Origin of the sequence: Novosphingobium sp. HR1a (genome assembly GCF_015594425.1) — a bacterium.
GTDB classification, from domain to species: Bacteria; Pseudomonadota; Alphaproteobacteria; order Sphingomonadales; family Sphingomonadaceae; genus Novosphingobium; species Novosphingobium resinovorum_A.
Genome location: NZ_JABXWS010000051.1, coordinates 44,083 through 66,928, shown reverse-complemented (window position 1 = coordinate 66,928; position 22,846 = coordinate 44,083). Strand labels below are relative to the sequence as shown.

Annotated in this window: 24 protein-coding genes; 12 read left to right on the top strand and 12 right to left on the bottom strand. The window is 66.7% G+C overall.

Annotation, left to right across the window (positions count from 1 at the left end):
- Positions 1-30: 30 nt before the first annotated feature.
- The 8 genes from HWN72_RS13890 to HWN72_RS13855 form a co-directional block, all read right to left on the bottom strand.
- A complete protein-coding gene (locus HWN72_RS13890) occupies positions 31-468 on the bottom strand; it encodes a barstar family protein (RefSeq protein ID WP_081799066.1) in 438 nt (145 codons plus the stop codon).
- Positions 465-1,502, bottom strand: coding sequence for a PHB depolymerase family esterase (locus HWN72_RS13885; protein WP_211150479.1), 1,038 nt, complete (start codon positions 1,500-1,502; stop codon positions 465-467). The genes HWN72_RS13890 and HWN72_RS13885 overlap by 4 nt, the downstream gene beginning before the upstream one ends.
- 121 nt (positions 1,503-1,623) lie before the next feature.
- Complete coding sequence (locus HWN72_RS13880; protein ID WP_051211516.1) at positions 1,624-3,033, bottom strand: PepSY domain-containing protein; 1,410 nt, start codon at positions 3,031-3,033, stop codon at positions 1,624-1,626.
- A complete protein-coding gene (locus HWN72_RS13875; protein WP_211150478.1) occupies positions 3,021-5,303 on the bottom strand; it encodes a TonB-dependent receptor in 2,283 nt (760 codons plus the stop codon). The genes HWN72_RS13880 and HWN72_RS13875 overlap by 13 nt, the downstream gene beginning before the upstream one ends.
- Before the next feature lie 77 nt (positions 5,304-5,380).
- Complete coding sequence (locus tag HWN72_RS13870) at positions 5,381-5,770, bottom strand: hypothetical protein (RefSeq protein ID WP_008831027.1); 390 nt, start codon at positions 5,768-5,770, stop codon at positions 5,381-5,383.
- A 225-nt stretch (positions 5,771-5,995) separates the two neighbouring features.
- The gene (locus HWN72_RS13865; RefSeq protein ID WP_036526976.1) at positions 5,996-7,411 is read right to left on the bottom strand and encodes an aldehyde dehydrogenase family protein; all 1,416 of its coding nucleotides are present in this window, start codon (positions 7,409-7,411) and stop codon (positions 5,996-5,998) included.
- Positions 7,412-7,569: 158 nt separating this feature from the next.
- Positions 7,570-9,366 carry a thiamine pyrophosphate-binding protein gene (locus tag HWN72_RS13860; RefSeq protein ID WP_202902853.1) on the bottom strand — a complete coding sequence of 599 codons (1,797 nt, stop codon included), beginning with the start codon at positions 9,364-9,366 and terminating at the stop codon, positions 7,570-7,572.
- A gap of 106 nt (positions 9,367-9,472) precedes the next feature.
- Positions 9,473-10,666: a CaiB/BaiF CoA-transferase family protein gene (locus HWN72_RS13855; RefSeq protein ID WP_211150477.1), complete on the bottom strand. Its 1,194-nt coding sequence runs from the start codon at positions 10,664-10,666 to the stop codon at positions 9,473-9,475.
- Positions 10,667-10,805: 139 nt separating this feature from the next.
- Between HWN72_RS13855 and HWN72_RS13850 the strand changes: the two genes are divergently transcribed.
- From HWN72_RS13850 to HWN72_RS13835, 4 genes are all read left to right on the top strand, one after another.
- Positions 10,806-11,972, top strand: a complete 1,167-nt coding sequence (locus HWN72_RS13850; protein WP_008828008.1) for an acyl-CoA dehydrogenase family protein — start codon at positions 10,806-10,808, stop codon at positions 11,970-11,972.
- 144 nt (positions 11,973-12,116) lie between these two features.
- Entirely contained in the window at positions 12,117-13,007 is an 891-nt protein-coding gene (locus tag HWN72_RS13845; protein WP_008828007.1) for a CoA ester lyase, read from the top strand.
- Positions 13,008-13,140: 133 nt separating this feature from the next.
- Positions 13,141-14,388: an acetyl-CoA hydrolase/transferase family protein gene (locus HWN72_RS13840; protein ID WP_008828006.1), complete on the top strand. Its 1,248-nt coding sequence runs from the start codon at positions 13,141-13,143 to the stop codon at positions 14,386-14,388.
- Between the two features lies 1 nt (position 14,389).
- Complete coding sequence (locus HWN72_RS13835) at positions 14,390-15,157, top strand: enoyl-CoA hydratase/isomerase family protein (RefSeq protein ID WP_211150476.1); 768 nt, start codon at positions 14,390-14,392, stop codon at positions 15,155-15,157.
- Here HWN72_RS13835 and HWN72_RS13830 read toward each other — a convergent pair.
- A complete protein-coding gene (locus tag HWN72_RS13830; protein ID WP_211150475.1) occupies positions 15,154-15,714 on the bottom strand; it encodes a thiamine phosphate synthase in 561 nt (186 codons plus the stop codon). The two genes, HWN72_RS13835 and HWN72_RS13830, sit on opposite strands and share 4 nt — an antisense overlap.
- On the opposite strand from HWN72_RS13830, the gene HWN72_RS13825 reads away from it, so the two are divergent.
- Entirely contained in the window at positions 15,713-16,375 is a 663-nt protein-coding gene (locus tag HWN72_RS13825; protein ID WP_211150474.1) for a YggS family pyridoxal phosphate-dependent enzyme, read from the top strand. The genes HWN72_RS13830 and HWN72_RS13825 overlap by 2 nt on opposite strands.
- Positions 16,376-16,377: 2 nt before the next feature.
- Positions 16,378-16,923, top strand: a complete 546-nt coding sequence (locus HWN72_RS13820; protein ID WP_008828002.1) for a sugar O-acetyltransferase — start codon at positions 16,378-16,380, stop codon at positions 16,921-16,923.
- Between the two features lie 192 nt (positions 16,924-17,115).
- On the opposite strand, the gene pyk is transcribed toward HWN72_RS13820, so the two are convergent.
- Positions 17,116-18,600, bottom strand: coding sequence for a pyruvate kinase (gene pyk / locus HWN72_RS13815; protein WP_036526484.1), 1,485 nt, complete (start codon positions 18,598-18,600; stop codon positions 17,116-17,118).
- A 102-nt stretch (positions 18,601-18,702) separates the two neighbouring features.
- Here pyk and HWN72_RS13810 point away from each other — a divergent pair, with 102 nt between their 5' ends.
- Complete coding sequence (locus HWN72_RS13810; protein ID WP_008828000.1) at positions 18,703-19,014, top strand: DUF1244 domain-containing protein; 312 nt, start codon at positions 18,703-18,705, stop codon at positions 19,012-19,014.
- A gap of 130 nt (positions 19,015-19,144) precedes the next feature.
- On the opposite strand, the gene sugE is transcribed toward HWN72_RS13810, so the two are convergent.
- Positions 19,145-19,462: a quaternary ammonium compound efflux SMR transporter SugE gene (gene sugE, locus HWN72_RS13805; protein ID WP_008827999.1), complete on the bottom strand. Its 318-nt coding sequence runs from the start codon at positions 19,460-19,462 to the stop codon at positions 19,145-19,147.
- Positions 19,463-19,694: 232 nt separating this feature from the next.
- On the opposite strand from sugE, the gene HWN72_RS13800 reads away from it, so the two are divergent.
- The gene (locus HWN72_RS13800) at positions 19,695-19,931 is read left to right on the top strand and encodes a DUF2312 domain-containing protein (RefSeq protein WP_008827998.1); all 237 of its coding nucleotides are present in this window, start codon (positions 19,695-19,697) and stop codon (positions 19,929-19,931) included.
- A gap of 66 nt (positions 19,932-19,997) precedes the next feature.
- Here the strand turns inward: HWN72_RS13800 and HWN72_RS13795 are convergent, their stop codons facing one another.
- Entirely contained in the window at positions 19,998-20,714 is a 717-nt protein-coding gene (locus HWN72_RS13795) for a type II CAAX prenyl endopeptidase Rce1 family protein (RefSeq protein WP_008827997.1), read from the bottom strand.
- Between the two features lie 95 nt (positions 20,715-20,809).
- On the opposite strand from HWN72_RS13795, the gene HWN72_RS13790 reads away from it, so the two are divergent.
- The 4 genes from HWN72_RS13790 to ruvC all read left to right on the top strand — a co-directional run bounded on the left by HWN72_RS13790 (position 20,810) and on the right by ruvC (position 22,829).
- The gene (locus tag HWN72_RS13790; RefSeq protein ID WP_008827996.1) at positions 20,810-21,127 is read left to right on the top strand and encodes a heavy metal-binding domain-containing protein; all 318 of its coding nucleotides are present in this window, start codon (positions 20,810-20,812) and stop codon (positions 21,125-21,127) included.
- A gap of 104 nt (positions 21,128-21,231) precedes the next feature.
- Complete coding sequence (locus HWN72_RS13785; protein ID WP_008827995.1) at positions 21,232-21,996, top strand: YebC/PmpR family DNA-binding transcriptional regulator; 765 nt, start codon at positions 21,232-21,234, stop codon at positions 21,994-21,996.
- A 1-nt stretch (position 21,997) separates the two neighbouring features.
- On the top strand, positions 21,998-22,348 hold the full coding sequence (locus tag HWN72_RS13780; protein WP_008827994.1) for a DUF3147 family protein: 351 nt from the start codon (positions 21,998-22,000) through the stop codon (positions 22,346-22,348).
- 4 nt (positions 22,349-22,352) lie between these two features.
- Positions 22,353-22,829 carry a crossover junction endodeoxyribonuclease RuvC gene (gene ruvC / locus HWN72_RS13775; RefSeq protein WP_008827993.1) on the top strand — a complete coding sequence of 159 codons (477 nt, stop codon included), beginning with the start codon at positions 22,353-22,355 and terminating at the stop codon, positions 22,827-22,829.
- Positions 22,830-22,846: the final 17 nt, after the last annotated feature.

The window sequence follows — 22,846 nt, the reverse complement described above, 5'->3', positions numbered from 1 at the left end:
GCGCGTACACCGATCGATCGCTTTTCCGGCTCATGCCGGCACGATCTCTATATTGGGATGGTCTGCGAAGACCTGCATCACGACGTCGAAGTAAGTGGTGCCCAAGCCGCTTTCCAGCGCGGCCAGCTGATCGACGATGGGAGAGCCGTTGAACATCGTTCTCGTCTTCAGCCGTTCGCGCAGGAAGGCGCAGGTCGCCTCGCGGCCCAGCGCGGCGCGCGTCGCGGCGATGTCCTTCCAGACGAAGCGGACAGGCTCGCGCCCTGCGATGGCGCCGTAGCCGCCGTAGAGCACGTCGTTCAGGGCATCGAGGCTTTCGGCCAGCGCCCACGATTCTCCGTCCATGAGCAGCCGGTTCATCTGCGCATAGAACGAGGCGATGTCGGTCATGGTGCTGCCGTCGATCTCGAACTGCCTGGGCGCCATCGTGCCGCCGTCATCCCGGTTTCGCGGCGGCTCCGGCGTCAATTCGCTCTCCTTTGCGAGAGGAAGAAGCGCATCATTTCCCGCGATGCGTTCGGCGCCAGTGGATCGGTGTAGGATGCGGAGGCGCTGCCGCCCGACCATTCATGGCCGCTTCCGTGAATGGTCCAGTCCTCGAGCAGCGTGTTCCCGCTCGACGAGCGATAGACCTTGCGCGTGAAATCCCGGCCCTTGTCGGATTTTCCATAATACGTGCGCGAAATCAGCGGGCCGGGCTGCGAGCGTTCCAGGGTGTTGAGGAAACCCGCTGCATTGGACGGATGGACGACGCGGTCCTCGTCGCCGTGGAAGACGATGGTGGGCAGGGGGCGGGTCGCCCTGCCGGTGAATCCGGCCCGCTTGTCCCCGCGCATGGCGGCGAGCGCCGAGGGCAAGGTCCGGATCGTGCCGCGTGCGACCCCGGAATGGACGCCCACCGCGATGAACAGGTCCGGATAGGCCGCCCCGACGATCGCGGCGGCCGAGCCGCCCGCCGAAATGCCCGCGATGAAGACCCGTTCCGAATTGCCCGCGGCAATCGCGAGGACATGGCGGGTCAGGGCCGCGATCAGCGCCGGCTCTCCTTCGCCGCGCGCCTGGTTCCTTGGACGGTGCCAGTTCCAGCACCGCGCCAGGTTCGCCCGCTGCGACTGCTGCGGATAGAGGACGAGGCAACCCAGTTCGTCGGCCAGTTCGTTCATGCCGGTGCCGGTCGCGAAGTCGGATGCGGTCTGCGAACAACCGTGCAGCATGACGACGAGGGGGCGGTTCCGGCGCTTCGGGCCGCGCGGCGTATATAGCCGGAAGTGAATCGCGCCGTGCCGGCAATCGAACTCGTGCGCGCCGAAAGTTCCGGGCGCCGGACGCGGCTGCCGGGCCGCTGCGGGCTTTGCCTGCTTGCGCCGGGGGGCCTTCGGCAACCTGGTTCTGGGCGCCGCCGTCGGCTTGAGCCCGTCCTGCATGGCGATCAGCGCCGACATCGGGCGGCCCTTGCGGACGAGGCGTGCTGCCTTGGAGAGTGTCTTGAACAGGTCGGCCATCACGCCTTGGTGAATCTTCGTTGCTTGCACGCAAGCGCCAGAAGCGACGAACATCGCAGAGCCGGCGCCAACTGTCACCCTCCGGCGAATGGCGCCCGCTCCCCACTCCCCGCGGCCCGCATCATCCGGATGCAGCTTTTTTCCGCCACCCCATCCACAGGTGCAGGCGCGGGGCGATGCGGCCGAGCACCGCCTCCGTAATCGCCGCCAGCCCCAGCGACAGGCCGAACAGCGGCATCGCTGCCGCCAGCGCCAGTACCAGCAGGACCAGCGCCCATGAATGATGCAGCGGGGCAAGGCTCTGCGGGGCGCCGAGGCCCCCGCCGGGGCGGCGGCGCCACCACAGGACCGCGCTCGATACGCACAGCAGGACGAGCCCGGCCAGCACCGCGAGGTTGAGCAGCTGATTGGCGAGACCGGCCCAGGCGCCCTCGTGGATCGCCACGCCGTAGCCCACCGCGCGGTCGATCCAGTGGCGGTCGGCGAAGCGCTCCACGCCGACCACGCGGCCGTCGGAGGCGATCTCGGCGCTGTCGCGGCGGGGGCGGTTCTCGGCCTGGCTGCGGACCTGCCACGGGGTGCCGGGCGCTGTCGGCGGGCTGACCTCGACCGGAGCGGCGAAGTGCAGACTTGTGGCCCTCGTGATCACCGCGTTGAGGGCGGCGGGCGGCGGGGCCATGTGCGCCATCGAGCCCATAGTCATTTGGCCGTGATGCTCGGCATGTTCGGACATCATCGCGCGCATCGCGGCGTCTTCGCGGGCGCGGCGGGCGCTTTCGGTGGTGGAGCCGGCGGACCAATCCTGCCGTCCCGACGCTGTGCCGGTCACCACGCGGACCTGCCGGAAATAGTCGCCCCATGCATTCGCCCATGGCAGGCCGGAGACGATCAGGAACAGGGCGCCCAGCGATATCCAAAGGCCCGTCACGGCATGGATATCGCGCCAGAACAGCGCGCGGCCCCGGCGCAGGCGCGGGTAGAGCAGGCCAGCCAGCCTCGCCCCGCCGCGCGGCCACCACAGGAACAGGCCGGTCAGCAGCATCACCAGCGTCCAGCACGCGGCCGTCTCGACCAGCGCGGAGCCCAGGTTCCCGGCCAGCAATTCGCCGTGGAGGCGAAAGACGACCCGCATGAGGCGGTCCTCCTCGGGCACCTGATGAAGCACCGCGCCGGTCTGGGGATCGACCCAGACGCGCACGTCTCCGGCGCCCCTGCCGACGAGGATTTGCACCGCATCACGCGGGCTTTCGGGCAGGACGTACTTGTGCAGCACCGAACCCGGCACCGCCGCGACGGCGCTGGCGGCGATCGCCTCGGGCGCCAGCGCCGGTCCGGAGGCGACATTGCGGTAAGGTGCGTAGATCACGGCTTCGATCTGCGGCTTGAACAAGTAGAGGCCGCCCGTCACCGAAAGCCAGAGCACGAAAGGCAGGCAGAACAGCCCCGCGTAAAAATGCCAGCGCCAGACCGCACGATACCAGCGTTCGGTGCGCGGCCCGGCAGGGATCGTCGCGGTGCTCACAGCGTCCATCCCGCTTCGAGGAGGAAGCTGCGCTGCGGGTAGGGGTGGTAGACCCAGGCCCTGTCGTTGGTGATGTTGTCGATGCCGGCGCTGACCCGAAGCTGCTGCGTCACGTCCCAGCTGACGCGGGCGTCGAGCGCGAACAGCTCGGACGTATAGCCGTAGGTATCGCCGCGCTGGAGGCCGAACAGGTCGGTGTTGGGGCGGCTGGCATAGCGCACGCCGATGGAGACGAGCACCGGCTCTGCCACCCGGTAGCGCAGGTTGCCGTTGAGGCGCCAGCGCGGGATGCGGGGGAATTGCACGCCCTCGGCGGCCGGGGCGGCGTCGTTGCGCACGGTGACGGAATCGATCCAGGCGGCGTTGGCGTCGATGTCGAGTCCGGGGATGAGGACGTCGCGGGCTTCGGCGATCAGTTCGAAGCCGTACTGGCGAGTGACGTCGACGTTCTTGAAGTTCGAGGTGCTCACCCCGTTCTGGTTGAAGCCGTAGAACGCGAAGATCGTGTCCTTCACCCGCTGCCAGAACGCCGAGCCGGTCAGCTTCACATGGCCGAAGTCGTGCGCCACGAGAAGGTTCGCGTCGGTCGAGCGCTCGGGCCTCAGGTTCGGATCGAAGCTGTCTTCGTTGAAGGTGCCGTCGCCGTTCAGGCTGCCCTGGAACAGTTCGCCCACGGTGGGGAAGCGCACCGCCCTGGCGAGGCTGAGCTGCACGCGGGTGTCGGGATCGACGGCCCATTCCAGCGATGCCTTGGGCTGGAAGCCGGTGGCATGGCGGCCGTCGTAACGGTTGGTGACCACCGCGCCCGCCGTGCTCACGCGGGCGAGGCCGCCGTCGAAGGCGCGCCAGTCCTCGTAGCGGGCGCCCAGTGTCAGGGTTACCGGATCGAGCGGGATGCGCAGTTCTCCCCATGCGGCAAGGTTACGCGTCTTGCCGAAGGTACGGGTGGAGATCGCCTTGCCCGTATCGCTGCGCCAGTTTGCCAAGGTGTAGTTGGTGAGGTCGGTCTTGTAGAGATTCGCGCTGCCGCCGCCCGCAAGTTCGACGCTGCCGAGGTGCGCGGTGGCCGAGAGTTCTCCGGTCCACCAGTAGGTCGGCCCCTGCCGGGCAAGGCGGCCCGCGCCGTCGTTGGCGCCGTTGGTCCAACTGGTCGAGGTGAAGCCGTCCGAGCGCAGGATCTGGTAGGTGGAGACGTTCGCCTGCACCTCCACCGCATCGGACAGCGGGGCGGAGAGCTTGAGGCCCGCCAGCAGTTCGTCCCGCACGGTGCGCGACCAGTTGGCGCCGCTGGCGGTGTAGTTCCTGCCACCTGCCGAGACGAGGCCGCCACATACCGCATTACCGCCCGCATCGCGCAAGTAGCAGTCGGGAGCGGTCTGGCTGTCGAGGTTGTGCCAGTAGGCCAGCAGGAACTCGCCGGTCACGCCCGATGCGCCGTCGTAGCCGAGGCGCAGCTTGGCCTGATCCTGCGTGGTTTTGGCCGGGCTCTGCGCGGCGAAGATCGGGTTGGTGCTAGTGCCCGGCGAACCGGCGACGGCCTGTCTGGGATCGACGATTGCGCCGGTCACTGCGGTCACGGCGGCGGTGCCGGTGGAGGGCGTCAGGCCGTAGAACATCTGCGGATGGCCGGTGTTGCGGAAATGGCGGCCCGAGATGCGCACGGACCACGGGCCTTCTTTCTGCCGAAAACCGAACCCGGCCTCGGCGGAATAGCCGTAGTACGTGTCGTGGGTCCCGTACTGGTCGTAGGGCTGGGCCATGGCCTGCATGGTGGCGAAGGCCTCGGTCTTCTCGGGCGAGCGGGTGGTGATGTTGACCACGCCGCCCATCGCATTGCCCGCATAGCGTGCCGAGTAAGGGCCGTAGACGACGTCGAACTGCTCCACCTCGCCGGGGCCGACGACGCCCCACTTGGGCGCATAGGCGAAGGAGTTGCCGAGGGAGTTGGACACCGTGAAGCCGTCCACCATCACCACCGTCCGTGCGCTCTGGGTGGAATGGGTGCCGCGAAAGCCCGGTACGCCGTTGGAGTCTCCGGCATAGCGGGTGCGCACGAAGAAGTCGGGCGCGTACTTCATGAGGTCTTCGACGTTGCGGGCGTTGACGCCCTCGAACTGTTCGTCGCCGAGACTGACCGACAACCCGCGCGCGTCGAGGCTGATGTCGCGGTCGCGCTGGCCGACGACGAGGATGGTGGATTCGTCCGCCTCTTCGGCGAAGGCATGGACGGGAAACAGGGCAAGCGGAGCCGCGCCGAGCGCGAGCAATCTACGGAGCATGGAAAATTCACCTGAACGGCCCGCACTGGAGGCGGGCGAGTAGCTGTAGGCCGCGAAACGGCCGGGCTTTTACGGGTTCAGATGAAGCGCGGCGGCGCCTGACTGGGCGGCCTGATCCGGGCGCCGGTCGCAGGCAGTGCGAGGTCGCGGCGCAGGATCGCGGCGACGAAGACGAAAGCCAGCGCCGCCAGTACCAGCGGCGCGAAGTCGGCGCCGGTCAGTGCCGCGCTCAGCGGGGCGAAGGCGCACGGGTGGTCGGCGGTGGTGGCGCCATTGTCCGGATGGGCGCCCTTGACGGGAATCTCCACGGTCATCGTCGTGCCCGAACAGAGCATGACGACTGTGCCGGTCTCGGACGCGGTGGGCATGTAGCCGGTGGGGACCAGCGCCTTGAGGCACAGCGCGGCGGCCAGCAGCAATGCCGCAAGCGCCGGACGGTGCCGGAAGAAGTGCCTGATGGTGCCCACGGGCGGGTTCTTAGCGGGTCGGAAGGAGGAAGGGAAGAAGTCCTGGGGCCATTGCCCCAGACCCCCATACTGTCGTCGCTGCGCGTGCAGCCACCTCAGCTCCTCATGGCGCCGCAGGCTTTTTGTCTTCCGGCTCGAAGTGGGCGCGAAACGCGGCCGCGCGCATATCCTCGACAGTAAAGGGGTCTGGGGCGCCAAAGTGTTCGGGGGCCCCAGGACTTCCTCTTAGTTCCAACCGATGACCGATTTCACTTCCAGATATTCGTGGAACCCGAACTCGCCCCACTCGCGCCCGTTGCCCGAGCGCTTGTAGCCGCCGAACGGCGCGTGGAAGTCGAAGCCGCCGTTCACCCAGATCGCCCCCGTGCGCATCCGGCGCGAGACGGCGCGGCAGGTGTCCAGATCCTCGCCCGAGACGTAGCCGCCGAGGCCGAAATTCGAATCGTTGGCGATCCGCACTGCGTCGTCGATGTCATCGTAGGGGATGACGACCAGCACCGGGCCGAAGATTTCCTCGCGGGCGATGACCATGTCGTTGGTGCCGACGAACACGGTCGGTTTCACGTACCAGCCCTTGTCCAGGCCCTCGGGGCGGCCGAGGCCACCGGCGATCAGCTGCGCGCCTTCTTCAAGGCCCTTCTCGATGTACTGCTGGATGATGTTGTACTGCGATTTGGACACGACCGGTCCCATCGCCACATCGCTCTGCGGGTCGCCCACGGTGACGCCGCTGGCGGCCTCGGCGGCGGCGCGTTTCACATCGTCGAGGCGGGAGGCGGGGACCAGCAGGCGCGAACCGGCCGAGCAGGTCTGGCCGGAATTGCCCATCATGCCCGCCGTCGCGCCCGCGACGTTCGCCGCGAGAGAGGCATCGTCGAGCACGATCCACGCGCTCTTGCCGCCGAGTTCGAGGCCGACGCGCTTGACGGTGTCGGCGGCGTCCTTCTGGATCTGCACGCCCACGGGTTCGGAGCCGGTGAAGGAGATCATGTCGACGTCCTCATGCCGGGACAGCGCCGCGCCGATCACCGAGCCCTGGCCCTGGATCATGTTGAACACGCCAGCCGGGACGCCCGCCTTGTCGAGAATCTCGGCGAGGATCTGCGCGGAATAGGGCGCGAGTTGCGGGGGCTTTAGGATCATCGTGCAGCCTGCCGCCAGCGCCGGGAAGATTTTCACGCAGGTCTGGTTCATCGGCCAGTTCCACGGCGTGATCAGGCCGCAGACGCCGATCGGTTCCTTGCGGATCAGGGTAACGCCGCGCTGTTCCTCGAACTTGAACTCCTTCAGCACCTCGATCGCGGTGCCGAGGTGGCCTTTGCCGAGCAGGGTGTGAAAGCCGTTGGCGAGGCCCTTGGGAGCGCCCATCTCGACCATGATCGCCTCGCCGAGTTCGGCTTCGCGGCGTTCGTATTCGGCCTGGATGGCTTCGAGAAGGTCGAGGCGGTCCTTGACGCTGCTATCGCCATACGTGGCGAAGGCGCGGCGGGCGGCGGCGACGGCAAGGTCGACGTCGGCGGGGGAGCCCAGCGAAATTTCGCCGGAGACTTCCTCGGTGGCGGGGTTGATGACTTCGGCGGTTTTCGGGGTGACGGGGCTGGTCCAGCGGCCGTCGATGTAGAACTGCGTGTAGCTGCGCATGATGCTCTCTCCCATCCTCCCCGCGGGCGGGGAGGGGGACCGCCGCGCAGCGGGGGTGGAGGGGCACCATCGGATTACGAGACGTCACGTAAGCCGCGCGTGCCCCTCCACCATGCTTCGCATGGTCCCCCTCCCCCGCAGGGGGAGGATCTTGGTTGTTACTGCGTGCCTTCGGCGTACCAGGTGCGGAATTCCGAATAGTTCGGCATTTCCTCCGAGTTCGCCGCCGGGTCGATGGGCACGTGGATCACGGTGCAGCCGCCGCGTGCATAGGCCCGCTCGATGGCGGGGCCGATGTCGGCGGCCTTCTCGACATACTCGCCCGCTGCGCCGAAGCCCTCGGCGATCTTGTCGAAACGGACCTTGTCGGACCAGTGGACGCCGGTTTCCTTGGTGCCGTGGCCGAAGGTGCGCTTGTAGACGCCCACTTCGAGACCCCATTGGAAATCGACGCCGACGACGATCACCAGCGGCAGGTTCTTGCGCACCGCCACTTCCAGCTCACCGACGTGGAACAGGAACGAGCTGTCCGAAGTCAGCAGCATGCCGGGGCGTACCTTGCCGGTGGCGGCCTGGTCGGCGAGCATGGCGCCGGTCGCGTAAGGCAGGCCGGTGCCGATGTGGCCGTAGTTCTGGTTCCAGATCACGTCATGCGGCTTGGCCTGCGAGTAGGTCCACTGGAAGATCACCGTGGCGCCGCCGTCGCGGATCAGGATGCCGTCCTTGGGGAAGGCCTTGGTCGCTTCGGTGACGAACTGGCTGGTGTGCATCTTGGCGGTGGAGCCGTCGGACTTGGAGCCTGCGTCCTCGGCCAGTTCCTCCAGCTGCTGCGCGTCGCGCTGGATATATTCGGAGAGCGAGGGCGAAGCGCTGCGGCCGCCGAGCGCCTTCAGGGCGCGCGAAAGCTGCGGCACAACGGCGCGCACGTCGCCGACCAGCGGCACGTCGATCGGGCGGTTGACGCCGATCGCGGTGGGGTCCTGCTGGACGTAGATCCACTTGCGGTTGGCCTCGTTGTCGACCCAGTGGCGCCAGCGGCCGTAGTGGCTCGGCTCGCCCAGTTCGGTGGCGAGCGCAACGCAGCAGTCGCTTTCGACCACCGCGTCGATCGAGGCTTCGGAGAAACCATAAGGGAAAGTGCGGTCCTCAAGCCCTTCGATGAACGAGGTGCCGCCCGAGGTCTGGATCACCGGGCACTGCATCAGTTCGGCCAGTTCGCGCACCGCCGCGCCCGACTTCGAGGTGTGGACGCCGTGGCCGACGAGCAGCACCGGGTTCTTGGCGTTCTTGATGATCTCGGCCGCTTCGGCGATCCGGTCGCCGTCGGCGCCCTGGTCGGTCAGGCGATAGCGGTGCGGCGGCAGCACCGGCGGCAGGTCGAGTTCTTCCAGGATGATGTGCGCAGGGAACTCGATGTAGGCCGGACCGGGGGTGCCCGACAGGGCGACGCGGATCGCCTCGCGGACGATCTCGTCGGTCTGGTCGGCATATTCGATGGAACTGGAGAACTTCACCGAATCCTCGATCATCGGCTCCTGCCGCACGAACTGGATGCGGCCCCGGCGCACGCGGCGCTCGGTGATGCGGGCGCGCTGGCCGCCCATCACGATGATCGGATCGTTCTCGACCTTGGCGCACTGGATCGCCGGCATCAGGTTGGCCATGCCCGGCCCGAGCGTGCCGATGCACAGCGCCGGCTTGCCGGTGATACGCGCGGCGGCAGCGGCCATGTGGCCTGCGGACGCCTCGTGGTGCGGCGACACGACGGTCCAGCCGCGCGTTTCCGCTTCGAGGAAGAGGTGCACGAAGTTGGGATCGGGAATGCCGAACAGGGTGCGGATGCCCTCGGCCTCGAACAGGTCGAGGATGCGCTTGAAGACGGGCGTGCCCTTCTTCTTCGCACCGGCCGGAGCCTCGGGGGCGAGCGTGTCAGCCGCAGGCTGGTCGTCGTACATCGTGAGTGCCTTTCTTCTCGATCCGCTTGGGTCACGCTCTGGGGCGCTTTGAACAGTTGGTTAGCGTAAGGTTCCTAATGCTGTCAGGTGAAATCAACAGGGGTGTTCACTGCGACTCGCCTGCTATCGCCGGGGCGACGCTCGAAGCGACTTTTGTGAGCAGTTCGGAGTTGTCCTGACCGAGCGTAGGAGCGGGGCCGCGCACTTTGCCGGGGGTCTTCGAGAACCACGTCGGCACGCCGGGGAATCGCACCGGGCCTTGCGGCGTTTCCACCTCCTCGAAGAAGCCGATGGCATTGAGGTGTTCGTTGTCGAACAGCTCGTCAGTCGATTGCGGCCGGGCGCAGGGGATATGCAGCGCCTGCAGGGTATCGAGCCATTCCTGCGTGGTCCGGGTAAGGAACGTCTCGCCGAGCAGGCCGTAGACGCGGCCGATCTGCTTCGCGCGCTGGGCGAGGGTGGCGAACTCCTCGCTGGCCCAGAGCGGATTCACGGCGGCGACGAAAGCGTTCCAGTGCTTGTCGTTGTAGATGAGTGCGGCGACGTGGCCGTCCTTCGTTTTATACGGCCGCCGGTTGGGCTCGACTGCGCGGTGGTAGTGCGCAGGCGTCGTCGGCGGGGCAAACATCGCGCCGTTGGCATGCTCGACCAGCATGAACGAGGACATCGCCTCGAACATCGTGACTTCGACTTCCTGCCCCTCGCCGGTCCGTTCGCGGTGAAACAGCGCCATCATCGTCGCGTAGAGCGCGTGGAGGCCCGCCACTTTGTCGGCCATGATCGTGGCGACATAGCCGGGCTCGCCGTTCATCAGCCCCTGCACATGGGGGATGCCGCACTCGGCCTGAATGGTGTCGTCGTAGGCGGGCTTGTCGGCCTCGGGCCCCCGGCGCGAATAACCGTAGCAGTTGGTGTAGACGATGTCGGGCCGGATCGCGCGGACCGACTCGTAATCGAAGCCGAGCCTGGCGATCGCCTTGCCGCGCATCGAGTGGATGAAGACGTCGGCGGTGGCGATCAGGCGGCACAGCGATTCGCGGTCTTCCTCTTGCCGAAGGTCGAGCATGACCCCGCGCTTGCCCCGGTTCACGTTGACATAGATGCCGCCCATGCCGGGTACGGGGCCGGTGGTGATCCAGCGGGTATTGTCGCCCTCGGGCGGCTCCACCTTGATCACTTCGGCGCCCATGTCGGCCATGATCTGCGTGGCGTAGGGTCCGAACACCACGCTGGTCAGGTCGATCACCCTGAGCCCCGCCAGAGGGCCGTTAGGTGCCGTTATGGTATCGTTGAGTGCCATTGTGTCGATCTCCCGCGAGACTTGTATATCTATACGCATTACCGTTCAACGTACGCATATCGGAACAATCAGTTGTCTCGGCGGCGCGGCGCTGCTAGCCTTCTCGCAACGGTAAAATGGGCAAGAGGGCCGGAAAAGCGTGGATTTCTCCCTGAATCAGGACCAGCAGGACATTCGCGAAGCGGTCCTGAAGCACTGCTCGCAGTTCCCGGACGAGTACTGGCTCGAAAAGGATCGCTCTGGCGAATTCCCCTTCGAGTTCCACAAGTCGATGGCCGAGGCCGGCTGGCTCGGCGTCGCCATGCCCGAGGCGGTCGGCGGCGCGGGCCTCGGCATCACCGAGGCGGCGGTGATGATGCAGGCGGTGGCGGAAAGCGGTGGCGGGATGACGGCGGCCTCGGCGATTCACGGGCCGGTGTTCGGGCTTGAGCCGGTCACCCTGTTCGGCACCGAAGAACAGCAAAAGCGCATGATTCCGCCGATCCTGTCGGGCGAGGAGAAGATGTGCTTCGCGGTGACCGAGCCCAACACCGGCCTCGACACCACCAGCCTCAAGACCCGCGCCGAGAAGGTGCCGGGCGGCTACAAGGTCAATGGCGAGAAGATCTGGATCACCAACGCTCACGTCGCCGACCGCATGCTCCTCATCGCCCGCACCACGCCGCTGGAAGAGGTCAAAAAGAAGACCGAGGGGCTGACGCTATTCTATTGCAGGATAGACAGAAAATCGGTCGAGCACCGCCTGATCCCGAAGATGGGGCGGCATGCGGTGGGCTCGAACATGCTGTTCATCACCGACCTCTTCATTCCCGAGGAGGACCGCATCGGCGCGGAAGGGCAGGGGTTCAAGATCCTCCTGCAGGGACTCAATCCCGAGCGCGTCCTGCTGGGCGCCGAGGCCACCGGGCTGGGGCGCGTGGCGATAAAGAAGGCGTCCAAATATGCGCAGGAGCGCGTGGTTTTCGGCCGTCCGATCGGCCAGAATCAGGGCATCCAGCACCCGCTCGCCAAGGCCTGGATGCAGGTGGAAGCCGCCAGCCTCATGGTGTTCAAGGCCGCGACCCTGTTCGACAAGGGCCTCGAATGCGGGACCGAGGCGAACGCCGCCAAATACCTCGCCGCCGAGGCCGGTTACGAGGCGTGCCAGACTGCGGTGATGTCGATGGGCGGCATGGGCTACGCGCAGGAATACCACGTCGAGCGCTACCTGCGGGAAGTCATGATTCCGCGCATCGCTCCGGTGAGCCCACACCAGATCATGAACTACATCGCCGAGAGGGTTTTGGAACTGCCGAGAAGCTATTGAGCGTTACCGTCGTCGTCCCGGACTTGATCCGGGACCGGTGGCTGTCTTTAGATAAGGCCCCATCGGCAAGGCGCCCCGGCGCAAGCAAGGCTGGCCCCGGCCAGCGGTCCTGGCCTTCGCCGGGATGACGAATTTGGAGAGACGATGACTTTGGTTCACACCCCCGCCACCGCCCGTTCCTGGCTGTTCGCGCCAGGCGACAGCGAGCGCAAGATGACCAAGGCAATGGAAGGCGAGGCCGACATCGTCCTGATCGACCTTGAAGACGCCGTCGCCCCTGACGCCAAGGCCGCCGCGCGTCCGCTGGTGCATGACTTCATCAAGGCCAACCCCGAGCAGCGCGCGCGCCTGTGGGTGCGGATCAACCCCTTCGACGGGCCGCACACGCTGGCGGACCTCGCGGCGGTGATGCCCGCGCATCCCGGCGGCATCATGCTGCCCAAGGTCTACGGCCGGGCGGATGTGGAGAAGCTGGACCACTGCCTCTCAGCGCTGGAAGTGGCGAACGGGATCGAGGAAGGCTCCACCCCCGTCATCGTCCTCATCACCGAGACGGCCGAGGCGATGTTCCACACCGGCAGCTACAAGGGCGCCCCGCGCGTGGTGGCGGTGACCTGGGGCGCGGAGGACCTTGCGGATTCGATCGGCGCCTCGTCCAACCGCAACGATGATGGTTCCTATTCCTTCACCTACGAACTGGCGCGCAGCCTGACGGTGCTTGGTGCGGCGACGGCCGGGGTCACCGCGATCGAGACGATCAGCGCCGACTTCCGCGACCTCGAAGCCCTGAGAGCCCGCGCCGAGAAGGTCCGCCGCGACGGCTTCAGGGGCATGATGGCGATCCACCCGGCACAGGTGCCCGTTATCAACGCGGCTTTCACCCCCACCGAGGCCGAGATCGCCGAAGCGCAGGAGATCGTCGATGTCTTCGCCGCCAACCCCGGCGTCGGCGCGATCGGCTGGAAGGGTGGCATGCTCGACAGGCCCTATCTTGCCCGCGCCGAGCGGCTGCTGCGGCAGGCGGGTAAGCCGTGAGCATGTATCGTCGTCGTCCCGGACTTGATCCGGGACCGCTGGCCACGAACAGCCCAGAGCCCAGCAGGGCGTCTTGCCGAGAAGGTCCGGCCAAAGATCGCCACCGGTCCCGGATCAAGTCCGGGACGACGGCATGATCGACCTCATCCCCTACCTGCGGCCCGGCGACCACATCGTCTTCGGGCAGGCTTGCGGCGAGCCGACCACGCTTGTCGAGGCACTGGCCGAACAGGGCGCGCGCATCGGCGATCTCCACGCCTTCATCGCCACCAGCTTTTCCGGCCTGTTCACGCCTGAAACGGCATCCGCCTTCCGCCTTTCGTCGATGGGCGCGATCGGGGCGCTGCGCGTGATGGCAAAAGCGAACGCACTCGACGTCATTCCGGTCCACGTCAGCCAGGTCGCGCCGCTCATCACCGCAGGCGTGATGCGCTGCGACGTGGCGATGATCCAGGTCAGCCCTGCCAACGCGGCGGGCGAGCACTCCTGCGGCCTCATTTCCGACTACGTGCGCGCCGCCGTGGACAAGGCCCGCGTGGTCATCGCCGAGGTCAACGAGCAGGTGCCCTTCGTTCCCGGCGAGACGATCCCGGCCAGCGCGATCGACGTGGCAGTGCCGGTCTCGCGCATGCCGGTCGAGGTCATGCCCGCAAAGATCAGTCCGACTGATGAGGCGATCGCGCGGCTCTGTGCGGAATTCATCGGCGACGGTTCGGTGATTCAAACCGGCGTGGGCGCGGTGCCCGATGCGATCCTGCGGCTGCTGCACGACCGGCGCGACCTCGGCGTCCATTCGGGGATGCTGGGTGACGGCCTCGTCGATCTGGCCGAGGCGGGGGTGCTGACCAATGCGCGCAAGGAGATCGACCGGGGCGTCTCGATCAACGGCGCGCTGATCGGCACGCGGCGGCTCTACGACTGGGCGCAAGGGAATCCGGCGATCCGCATGACGCCGACCAGCTATACCCACGACGCGGGGGTGCTGGGGCAGCTCTCTCGCCTCGTCACCATCAATTCGGCGCTGGAAGTCGATCTCACCGGGCAGGTCAATGCCGAGCAGTCCGGCGCGGCCTACATGGGAGGCACTGGCGGGCAGGTGGACTTCGTGCGGGCGGGCGCGCGCTCGCCGGGCGGTGCTTCGCTGATGGTGCTGGCGGCCACGGCAAAAGGCGGAACGATCAGCAAGATCGTGCCCGCGCTTTCCGGTCCCGTCACCAGTGCGCGCAGCGAGGTAGACGTAGTGGTCACCGAGTTCGGGGCCGCGCAGCTCAAGGGCCAGACCCTGGCCGAACGCGCGCGGCGGCTGGCCGCGGTGGCGCATCCGGATTTTCGCGAGGGTCTGGAGCGCGAGGCGTTCGAGATCGCCAGAAGGGGGTTCTGACATGCAGGATGCCGTGCTTTTCAATGCGCGCAAGGACGGCATTGCCGTCATCACCATCAATCGCCCCGAGCAGCGCAACGCCCTCACCCGGGAAGTTCGCGAGGGCCTGCGGGCGGCATGGGCGCAGTTCGAGGCCGATGACGCCCTGCGCATCGCGATCCTTACCGGCAGCGGCAACAAGGCGTTCTGCGCCGGGGGCGATCTCAAGGAGATGGTCGAGACCGGTATGGCCGTGCCTCCGCGTGACATGTACGCATTGCCTTACGACACCATCGAACTGTCGAAGCCGACCATCGCCGCAGTGAACGGCGTCGCTTTCGCGGGCGGTTGGATGATCGCGCAGGCCTGCGACTTGTGCGTGGCCTCCACCGCTGCGAAGTTCGCGATTACCGAGGTCAAGGTCGGGCGCGGCAGTCCATGGGCGGCCCCGCTGATCCACATGATCGGGCAGCGCATTTTTATGGAGATCGTGCTGACCGGCAAGCCGATCAGCGCCGAGCGCGCTTACGAGATCGGCCTCGTCAACCGTCTTGCCGAGCCCGGCGCGGTGCTGGATGCGGCTCTGGATCTGGCGCGCGAAGTGCTGGAAGGCGCGCCGCTCTCGGTGAAGGCTGCGCGCGAGACGGTGATGCTCTCGACCGAGATGGGTCGCAGCGCGGCACTGGCTGCGGCGCGGGCGGCGCATGAGCATGCCTATAACTCGCACGACGCGCAGGAAGGGCCGCGGGCCTTCGCGGAAAAGCGCAAGCCCGTTTGGCAAGGGCGTTAGCTCAGGCCGTCTATCGCCGCCCAGCGGGCGATCCGCGCGGTTCGGGCGCGGTGCCGCGTCATTCCGCCTAGTGCGATGACGGGAACCCGCGCCCGTGCGGACAGCAGTTTCAGCCCCACCGCGCCGAGTGTTTGTGCACCGGGATGCGAAGCGGTTGGAAAGACCGGGGAAACCAGCACCGCGTCTGCTCCGGTCCGATGCGCGATGGCCAGCTCACGCAGCGAATGGACGGTGGCCAAGCGTAGCACGCCTTGCTTGCGGCCCAGCCTTTCGGGCGAGGCATAAACCCCATCCGCCCGCCAGCGACGGGCCAGCGCAGTATCTCCCGCCAGCACCGTGCGATGCCCGTGCCGGCGCGCCAGCCTGAGCAGTGCATCGAACCGCGTCTGCCGCGCCTCGGGAGAAAGATGATAGTGCCGGAACACCAGCCCGGACCCGCGCGGGAGCCGCGCCAGTGCATGCTCCAGCCGCGCATCGTTGCGGGCATCGCTGATAAGCCAGAGCTTGGGAAGGGACGGCTGGCGGTTCTTCACGAGGACGCTATAGCAGCGCGCCATGGATCAGCTACAAGACATCCGCGCCCGCATCGCCAGGTCCGCCGAGATCGCCGGACGCAAGCCCGAGGCGATCGAACTCATCGCTATCTCCAAGACCCACGACGCCGAGGCGATCGAGCCGCTGCTCGCTGCCGGCCAGCGCGTCTTCGGCGAAAACCGCGTGCAGGAAGCCGAGGCGAAGTGGCCCGCCCTGCGCACGGCCTACCCCGACGTTAAGCTGCACCTTGTCGGCCAGCTTCAGTCGAACAAGGCGGAGGATGCCGTCGCGCTGTTCGACTGCATCCATTCCGTCGATCGCCCCTCGCTGGTCGCGGCGCTGGGCAAGGCGATGGAAAAGGCGGCCCGCAAGGTCCCGTGCTTCATCCAGGTCAACATCGGTGCGGAGGACCAGAAGGGCGGTTGCGCCATCGCCGATGTCCCCGTGCTCCTCGCTTCGGCGCGGGAAGCGGGCATTCCCGTCGTCGGCCTGATGTGCGTCCCCCCCGCCGGGATCGAGGCGGCGCCGTTCTTCGCGCTGCTGGCAAAGATCGCGGCCGACAATAACGCCGATGGGGGGCTCGACCAGCTCTCGATGGGCATGAGCGATGATTTCGAGACCGCCGTGCTGCTCGGCGCTACACAAGTGCGCGTCGGCAGCGCACTGTTCGGCAAGCGCGCGTGACAATGGAGCGCACCGAAAAGCAGAAGATGCTGGCGGGCGAGCCCTACCGCGCATCCTGCCCGGAAATCGTTGCCGACCAGCGCGCGGCAGCCGAATGGATGGCCGCGTACAACCGCACCATCGACCTTGCCGACCGCGATGCACTGCTGCGCGAACGCTTCGCCGCGGTGGGCGAAGGGGCGACCATCCGGCCGCCGTTCCATTGCGACTACGGGTACAACATCAGTCTCGGGCGCGGGGTGTTCCTGAACTTCAACTGCGTCATCCTCGACGTGGTGGAGGTGACCATCGGCGACGGAACGCAGATCGGCTCGGGCGTGCAAATCCTGACGGCGGACCACCCACGCGATCCGGTCGAACGGGCGAGCGGCCTCGAATGGGGCGTGCCCATCCGCATCGGGCGCAATGTCTGGATCGGCGCCGGGGCGCTCATCATGCCGGGCGTTACGATCGGAGATGATGCGATTGTCGGTGCGGGGAGCGTGGTGACGCGTGACGTAGCCGCAGGGGTTACCGTCGTGGGAAGTCCGGCCAAAGCCAGAAGGTGAGGGAGACGCAGGGGTTTACCACCCCTGCACCCCGTATACCGTCGAGGTCGCGCGCGTAGCTTCGTTACGCACTGACGCTTCGTCGGGAGACTTGTAGCCTGCGGCGCAATATGTGCCTGACGCCGCTGCACGCACGGCGACGACAGTAACGGGGTCTGGGGCGATGGCCCCAGATTCTCCCCTTTTTCCTTCTTACTTCGGCGTATCCAGCTCGTTGCCGGTCAGCGTCACGATATGCAGCAGGTTGGTGGAGCCCGGCACGCCGAACGGCACGCCAGCCAGCGCCACCAGCCGCGATCCGGCCGCGCCGAAGCCGTGGCGCAGGGCCATGCGCTTGCCTTTGGCGATCATCTCCTCGAAGCTGCCGATGTCGCGGGTGACGACGGCGTGTGCGCCCCACAGCAGTGCGATGCGGCGTGCGGTGGGCTGCGAGGGCGTGAGCACCAGCATCGGCGCGGCGGGGCGTTCGCGGGCCACGCGGCGGGCGGAGCCGCCCGAGCCGGTGAACACCACAATGCCTTCGATCGTCAGGGTATCGGCGATCTGCGCGCAGGCTTCCGACAGGGCGTCGGCGCTGGTCGCGTCGGGCGGGGTACGGGTGAGGTGGATGCGTTCGCGATAGGTCGTGTCGCTTTCGACCTTGGCGGCGATGCGGTCCATGATGGTCACCGCCTCGACCGGCCACTGGCCCGCTGCCGTCTCAGCCGAGAGCATGACCGCGTCGGCGCCGTCGTAGACCGCGTTCGCGACGTCGGAGACTTCGGCGCGGGTGGGCGAGGGGCTGGTGATCATCGATTCCAGCATCTGCGTGGCGACGACGACCGGCTTGCCCAGCGCGCGGGTCTTTTCGATGATGTGCTTCTGGATCGGCGGCACTTCCTCGGGCAGCAGTTCCACGCCGAGGTCGCCGCGTGCGACCATGATGCCGTCCGACAGCTCGATGATCTCGTCGAGGCTTTCGACGGCTGCGGGCTTTTCGATCTTGGCCATGATCGCGCCCTGGCCGCCCGACAGGCGGCGCGCTTCAGCGACGTCCTCGGGGCGCTGGACGAAGGAGAGACCGATCCAGTCCGCCTTCTGCTCGACCGCGAAAGCGAGGTCGCGGCGATCCTTCTCGGTCAGGGCCGGGATCGGGATCAGGGCATCGGGAATATTGACGCCCTTGCGATCGGAGATCGGGCCGCCGACTTCGGCGCTGCACAGTATCGCGTCCGGTTCGGCGCGGATGACGATGAGGCGCAGCTTGCCGTCGTCGATCAGCAGGCGCTGGCCCTTCTGGAGGATGCCGAAGAGTTCGGGATGCGGCAGGCAAACGCGTTCGTCGTTGCCCGGGGTCGGGTCACGGTCGAGCGTGAAGTGGGCGCCGTGGCGCAGGAAGGCCTTGCCGCCCTCGAACTGGCCGACGCGCAGCTTGGGGCCTTGCAGGTCGCACAGGATCGCGACGGGGCGCTCCAGGTCCTTCTCGACCGCGCGGATGTTGGCGATCGTCTCGCGGTGGGTGTCGTGGTCGCCGTGGCTCATGTTGACGCGGAAAGCGTCGGCGCCGGCCTTGAGCAGCTTGGCGATCGTCTCCTTGTCGCGGCTTGCCGGGCCCAGCGTTGCGAGGATCTTTACCTTGCGCTGGCGCTTGATGCCGCGATGGTGGGGAGAACGACGATAGGGCCCATTTGCGTTCAGGGCGCCCGAAGGAATGGTGCTGACCAAGTTTACTGCCTCTTCCGGAAACTGGGCCCCATATGGCAAAGGCGTGATGACAAACCAAGGACGATCGGTGCGATTATGAACGGCAAGGATAACATTGATACGATAGATGACGCCGTGGCCGCTGCCGCGTTCCGTCGCCTTGTGCGCCACCTCCAGCAGCGCCACGATGCCGAGAACATCGACCTGATGGGGTTGGCGGGCTTTTGCCGCAATTGCCTGGCCGACTGGATTCGCGATGCGGGGTACGAAGGCGACAAAGCTGCCGCCCGCGCGGTGATCCACGGGATGCCGTTCGACGAATGGAAGGCAAAGCACCAGAGCGAAGCCACGCCGGAACAGATCGCGCGGATGGAAGAGAGCCTGAAGAAGAACGGCGGGACGCATTGACCTTTACGTCGTCCCGGACCTGATCCGGGACCGCTGGCCGTGAACGGCCTACTTGGCTGCGCGCGCTGCGATCTCTCACCGAAAGACAGCCACCGGTCCCGGATCAGGTCCGGGACGACGAGCCTGCCTGTCAGGGCGTCGCCACCTTCATCAGCACGATCCCGCTGAGGATCAGTCCGGCGGCGAGCAGGCGCATGGCGCTTGCCGATTCGCCCATGAACACGATCCCCGCCGCGAAAGCGCCCACCGCGCCGATGCCGGTCCACACGGCATAAGCCGTGCCCAGTGGCAGGGACCGCATCGCGGCGGCGAGCAGGCCGAAGCTCGCCAGCATCGCGGCCAAAGTCACGACGCTGGGCCACAGGCGCGTGAAGCCCTCCGACTGTTTCATGGAAAACGCCCAGACCACTTCGAGCAGGCCGGCGATGGCGAGAAGAACCCAGGGCATTCGGCAATCTCCTTATGAGGCGATTCCCGGGCCGTCCCGGACTTGAAGCTCCGTCGAAGGAGACGCACGAACGTGGTCGGCGCACTGGCCAGATAGGAAAGTGCGGCTTTGGGGGCAACCCTTTGCGCGTCCTCCACATGATTTCCACAGGGGGGCGCTTTGCCCGAATCCTGTTGTCTCGCTATCAGCGCCGCCAACCGATTCACCAGCATTTACCGGAGCACGTACCCCCATGGCCGAAACCACCGACGATCGCCTGCGCCTGCTGATCGAGCGCGTCGAGCGCCTGGAAGAGGAAAAGAAGGGCATCTCGGACGACATCCGCGACGTCTACAACGAAGCCAAGGCCGTCGGCTACGACGTCAAAATCATGCGTGCCATCGTGCGCCTGCGCAAGATGAAGCCCGACGACCGCCGCGAAATGGACATGCTGCTCGACACCTACAAGTCGGCCCTTGGCATCGACTGATCCTCATTCCTCCCCGAGCCTGCTCGGGGAGGGGGACCGCCCGCGCAGCGGGTGGTGGAGGGGGCGTCAGCTCCCCAGTTGCACCAGCACCATGGCCGCCGCATTGGCGCAGCCGTGCTGGAGCATCGAGGCCGGAAGGCCGATGCGCTGGCGCGTGAAGCCCAGCAGCACGCCTGCCCACAATTGCGGCAACACCATCGGCAGCGCGAGCGCGGATATGGTCGGGTAGTTCATCAGATGGACGCCTGCGAACAGTAGCGCCGCCAGCCAGAACACCGCCGGATAAGCCGCCGCATAAGTGGAAGACGTCGGACGCTTGCGCAGCCACAGCCACCCTCCGACAGCGGCGACCACGAGCGCCAGCAGCGATCCTGCCAACACCAGCGGCTGCAGTGATTTCGCCATGACGGCCAGCCCCGCGAACAGGCCGAAGCACGGCAGCAGCCATAGCGCGCGGGGGCGTCCGGTCTGCCAGCCACGGAAGATCATCTCCTCCAGCACCGGTGCGATCACGATGGTGATCGGCAGCAGCCAGCCTGCCGGCAGCTTGTCGAAGGCGTCGGGCAGCGGCTGGCCCATCGTCTTCTGGTAGAGCCCGAGCAGCGGCAGGATCACCAGCAGAAGCCCGCCGATGTGCAGCACCGTCAGCAGCGCCAGCCGGGGCCATGCCTCACGCGACCGCAGGCCGATGGGCGCAAGTATGCGCGGCCGGGCGACGAAGCTCGCCAGTTCGCGCAGCAGGGCAGAGGGTACTGAGGAGCTTGTTTCGATCCGGGTCGCCATGCTTCGTTCTATCCCCGATTTCCTTGCCAATTCGTTGTCTTGCCAGCACCGTGAGACGGTGCAACCTTGGCGGTCCAGCGAAGGAGAGCGCGCCGATGATCGTCACCACCACTCCCACCGTCGAAGGCCAGCCAGTCCGTGACTATCTGGGTATCGTCACTGGCGAAGTCATCGTCGGCGCCAACCTCGTGCGCGATCTCTTCGCCGCCGTCACCGACATCGTCGGAGGTCGCTCCGGCAAGTACGAGGAAGTCCTCCAGCGCGCCCGCCGCGAGGCGTTGAAGGAAATGGAAGCGGAGGCGGAGAAGCTGGGCGGCAACGCCGTGGTCGGCGTGGACATAGACTACGAGGTGATCGGATCGCACGGTTCGATGCTGATGGTAAGCTGTTCCGGAACTGCCGTCGTCCTGTAGCAGACCGACTCCGGTTGCCCTTTGGGGTGCCCCTGTTGTAAGGCCCGCGCCACTTCATTCATCGCAAAGACCCGTGGACTCATGGGCAGGCAACGAGCGGACCGATGGCAGGCCATTCCAAATTCAAGAACATCATGCATCGCAAGGGTGCGCAGGACAAGAAGCGCTCGGCGCAGTTCTCCAAGCTCAGCCGCGAAATTACCGTCGCGGCGAAGATGGGCATGCCCGACCCGGACATGAACCCGCGCCTGCGCGCCGCCGTCAACGCGGCCAAGGCGCAGTCGATGCCCAAGGACAACATCCAGCGCGCGATCGACAAGGCGAGCAAGGGCGACGCCGAGAACTACGAGGAAGTGCGCTACGAGGGCTACGGCCCCAGCGGCATCGCCATCATCGTCGAGGCGCTGACCGACAACCGCAACCGCACTGCTACCAACGTGCGCACCGCCTTCGCCAAGAACGGCGGCAACCTCGGCGCCTCGGGCGCGGTTTCGCACGGCTTCGAACGCCTCGGCCTAATCGAGTACCCCGGCAGCGTGGGTGACGAGGACAAGGTCCTCGAAGCCGCGATCGAAGCGGGCGCCGAAGACGTGCAGAGCGACATGGGCGACGGCGACGAGAACCCTGGCAGCCACCAGATCTGGGTTTCGGTCGATGCGCTCCACGAAGTCGCGCGCGAGCTGGAAAAGACCCTGGGCGAAGCCGAAGGCGTCAAGCTGGCATGGAAGCCCAACCTCACCGTCGATGTCGACGCGGACACCGTCAGCACGCTGATGAAGCTGGTCGACACCCTCGAAGACGACGACGACGTCCAGACCGTCTGGGGCAACTACGAGATTTCGGACGAGGTCATGGAAACGCTCGGCTGATATGCTGGCACTGATCGCCCGCGCCCTGCTTTCGGGCGTTCTCATCGTGGCGATCGCGGAAATCGGCAAGCGCCTGCCCGCTCTGGGTGCGCTTGTCGCTTCGCTGCCGCTGGTCTCAGTACTGGGCATGATCCTGCTGTGGCAGGCCCGCCCGGATGCCGAGAACATGGCGGTCCATGCCGGGGCGACGTTCTGGTACGTGCTCCCCTCGTTGCCGATGTTCCTGCTGATGCCCGTCCTGCTGCGCAATGGCCTTGGTTTCTGGGCCTCGCTGCTGGCCGGGTGCGTGCTGACCATCGTGCTCTATTCGCTGATGATGCATTTCGGGCCGCGGCTCGGGCTGAAGGTCTGACATCATGATTATCCTCGGCATCGACCCCGGCCTGACCTGCACGGGCTGGGGCGTCGTCGCCAAGAGCGGCAGCCGCCTCAGCCATGTCGCCAACGGCCAGATCCGCACCAACGCCAAGGCCGGAATGGCCGAGCGGCTGGTCGAACTCGACGCCGCGCTGACCGATGTGATCCTCCAGCACCGGCCCGATACCGGCGCGGTGGAGGAAGTCTTCGTCAATGTGAACCCGCAGTCGACCCTCAAGCTGGGGCAGGCGCGCGGTGTCGCGATGCTGTCCGTGGCGCGCGCCGGGATTCCGGTGGCGGAATATTCGACCAAGCTGGTGAAGAAGGCGATCGTCGGCACCGGCGGGGCGGCGAAGGCGCAGATCCAGGCGATGCTGATGGTGCTGCTGCCGGGCGTGAAGCTGGCGGGCGAGGACGCCGCCGATGCTCTGGCGGTGGCGATTACCCATGCGAATATGCTGGGCAGTCACAGATAAAAGGGAAGTCCTGGGGC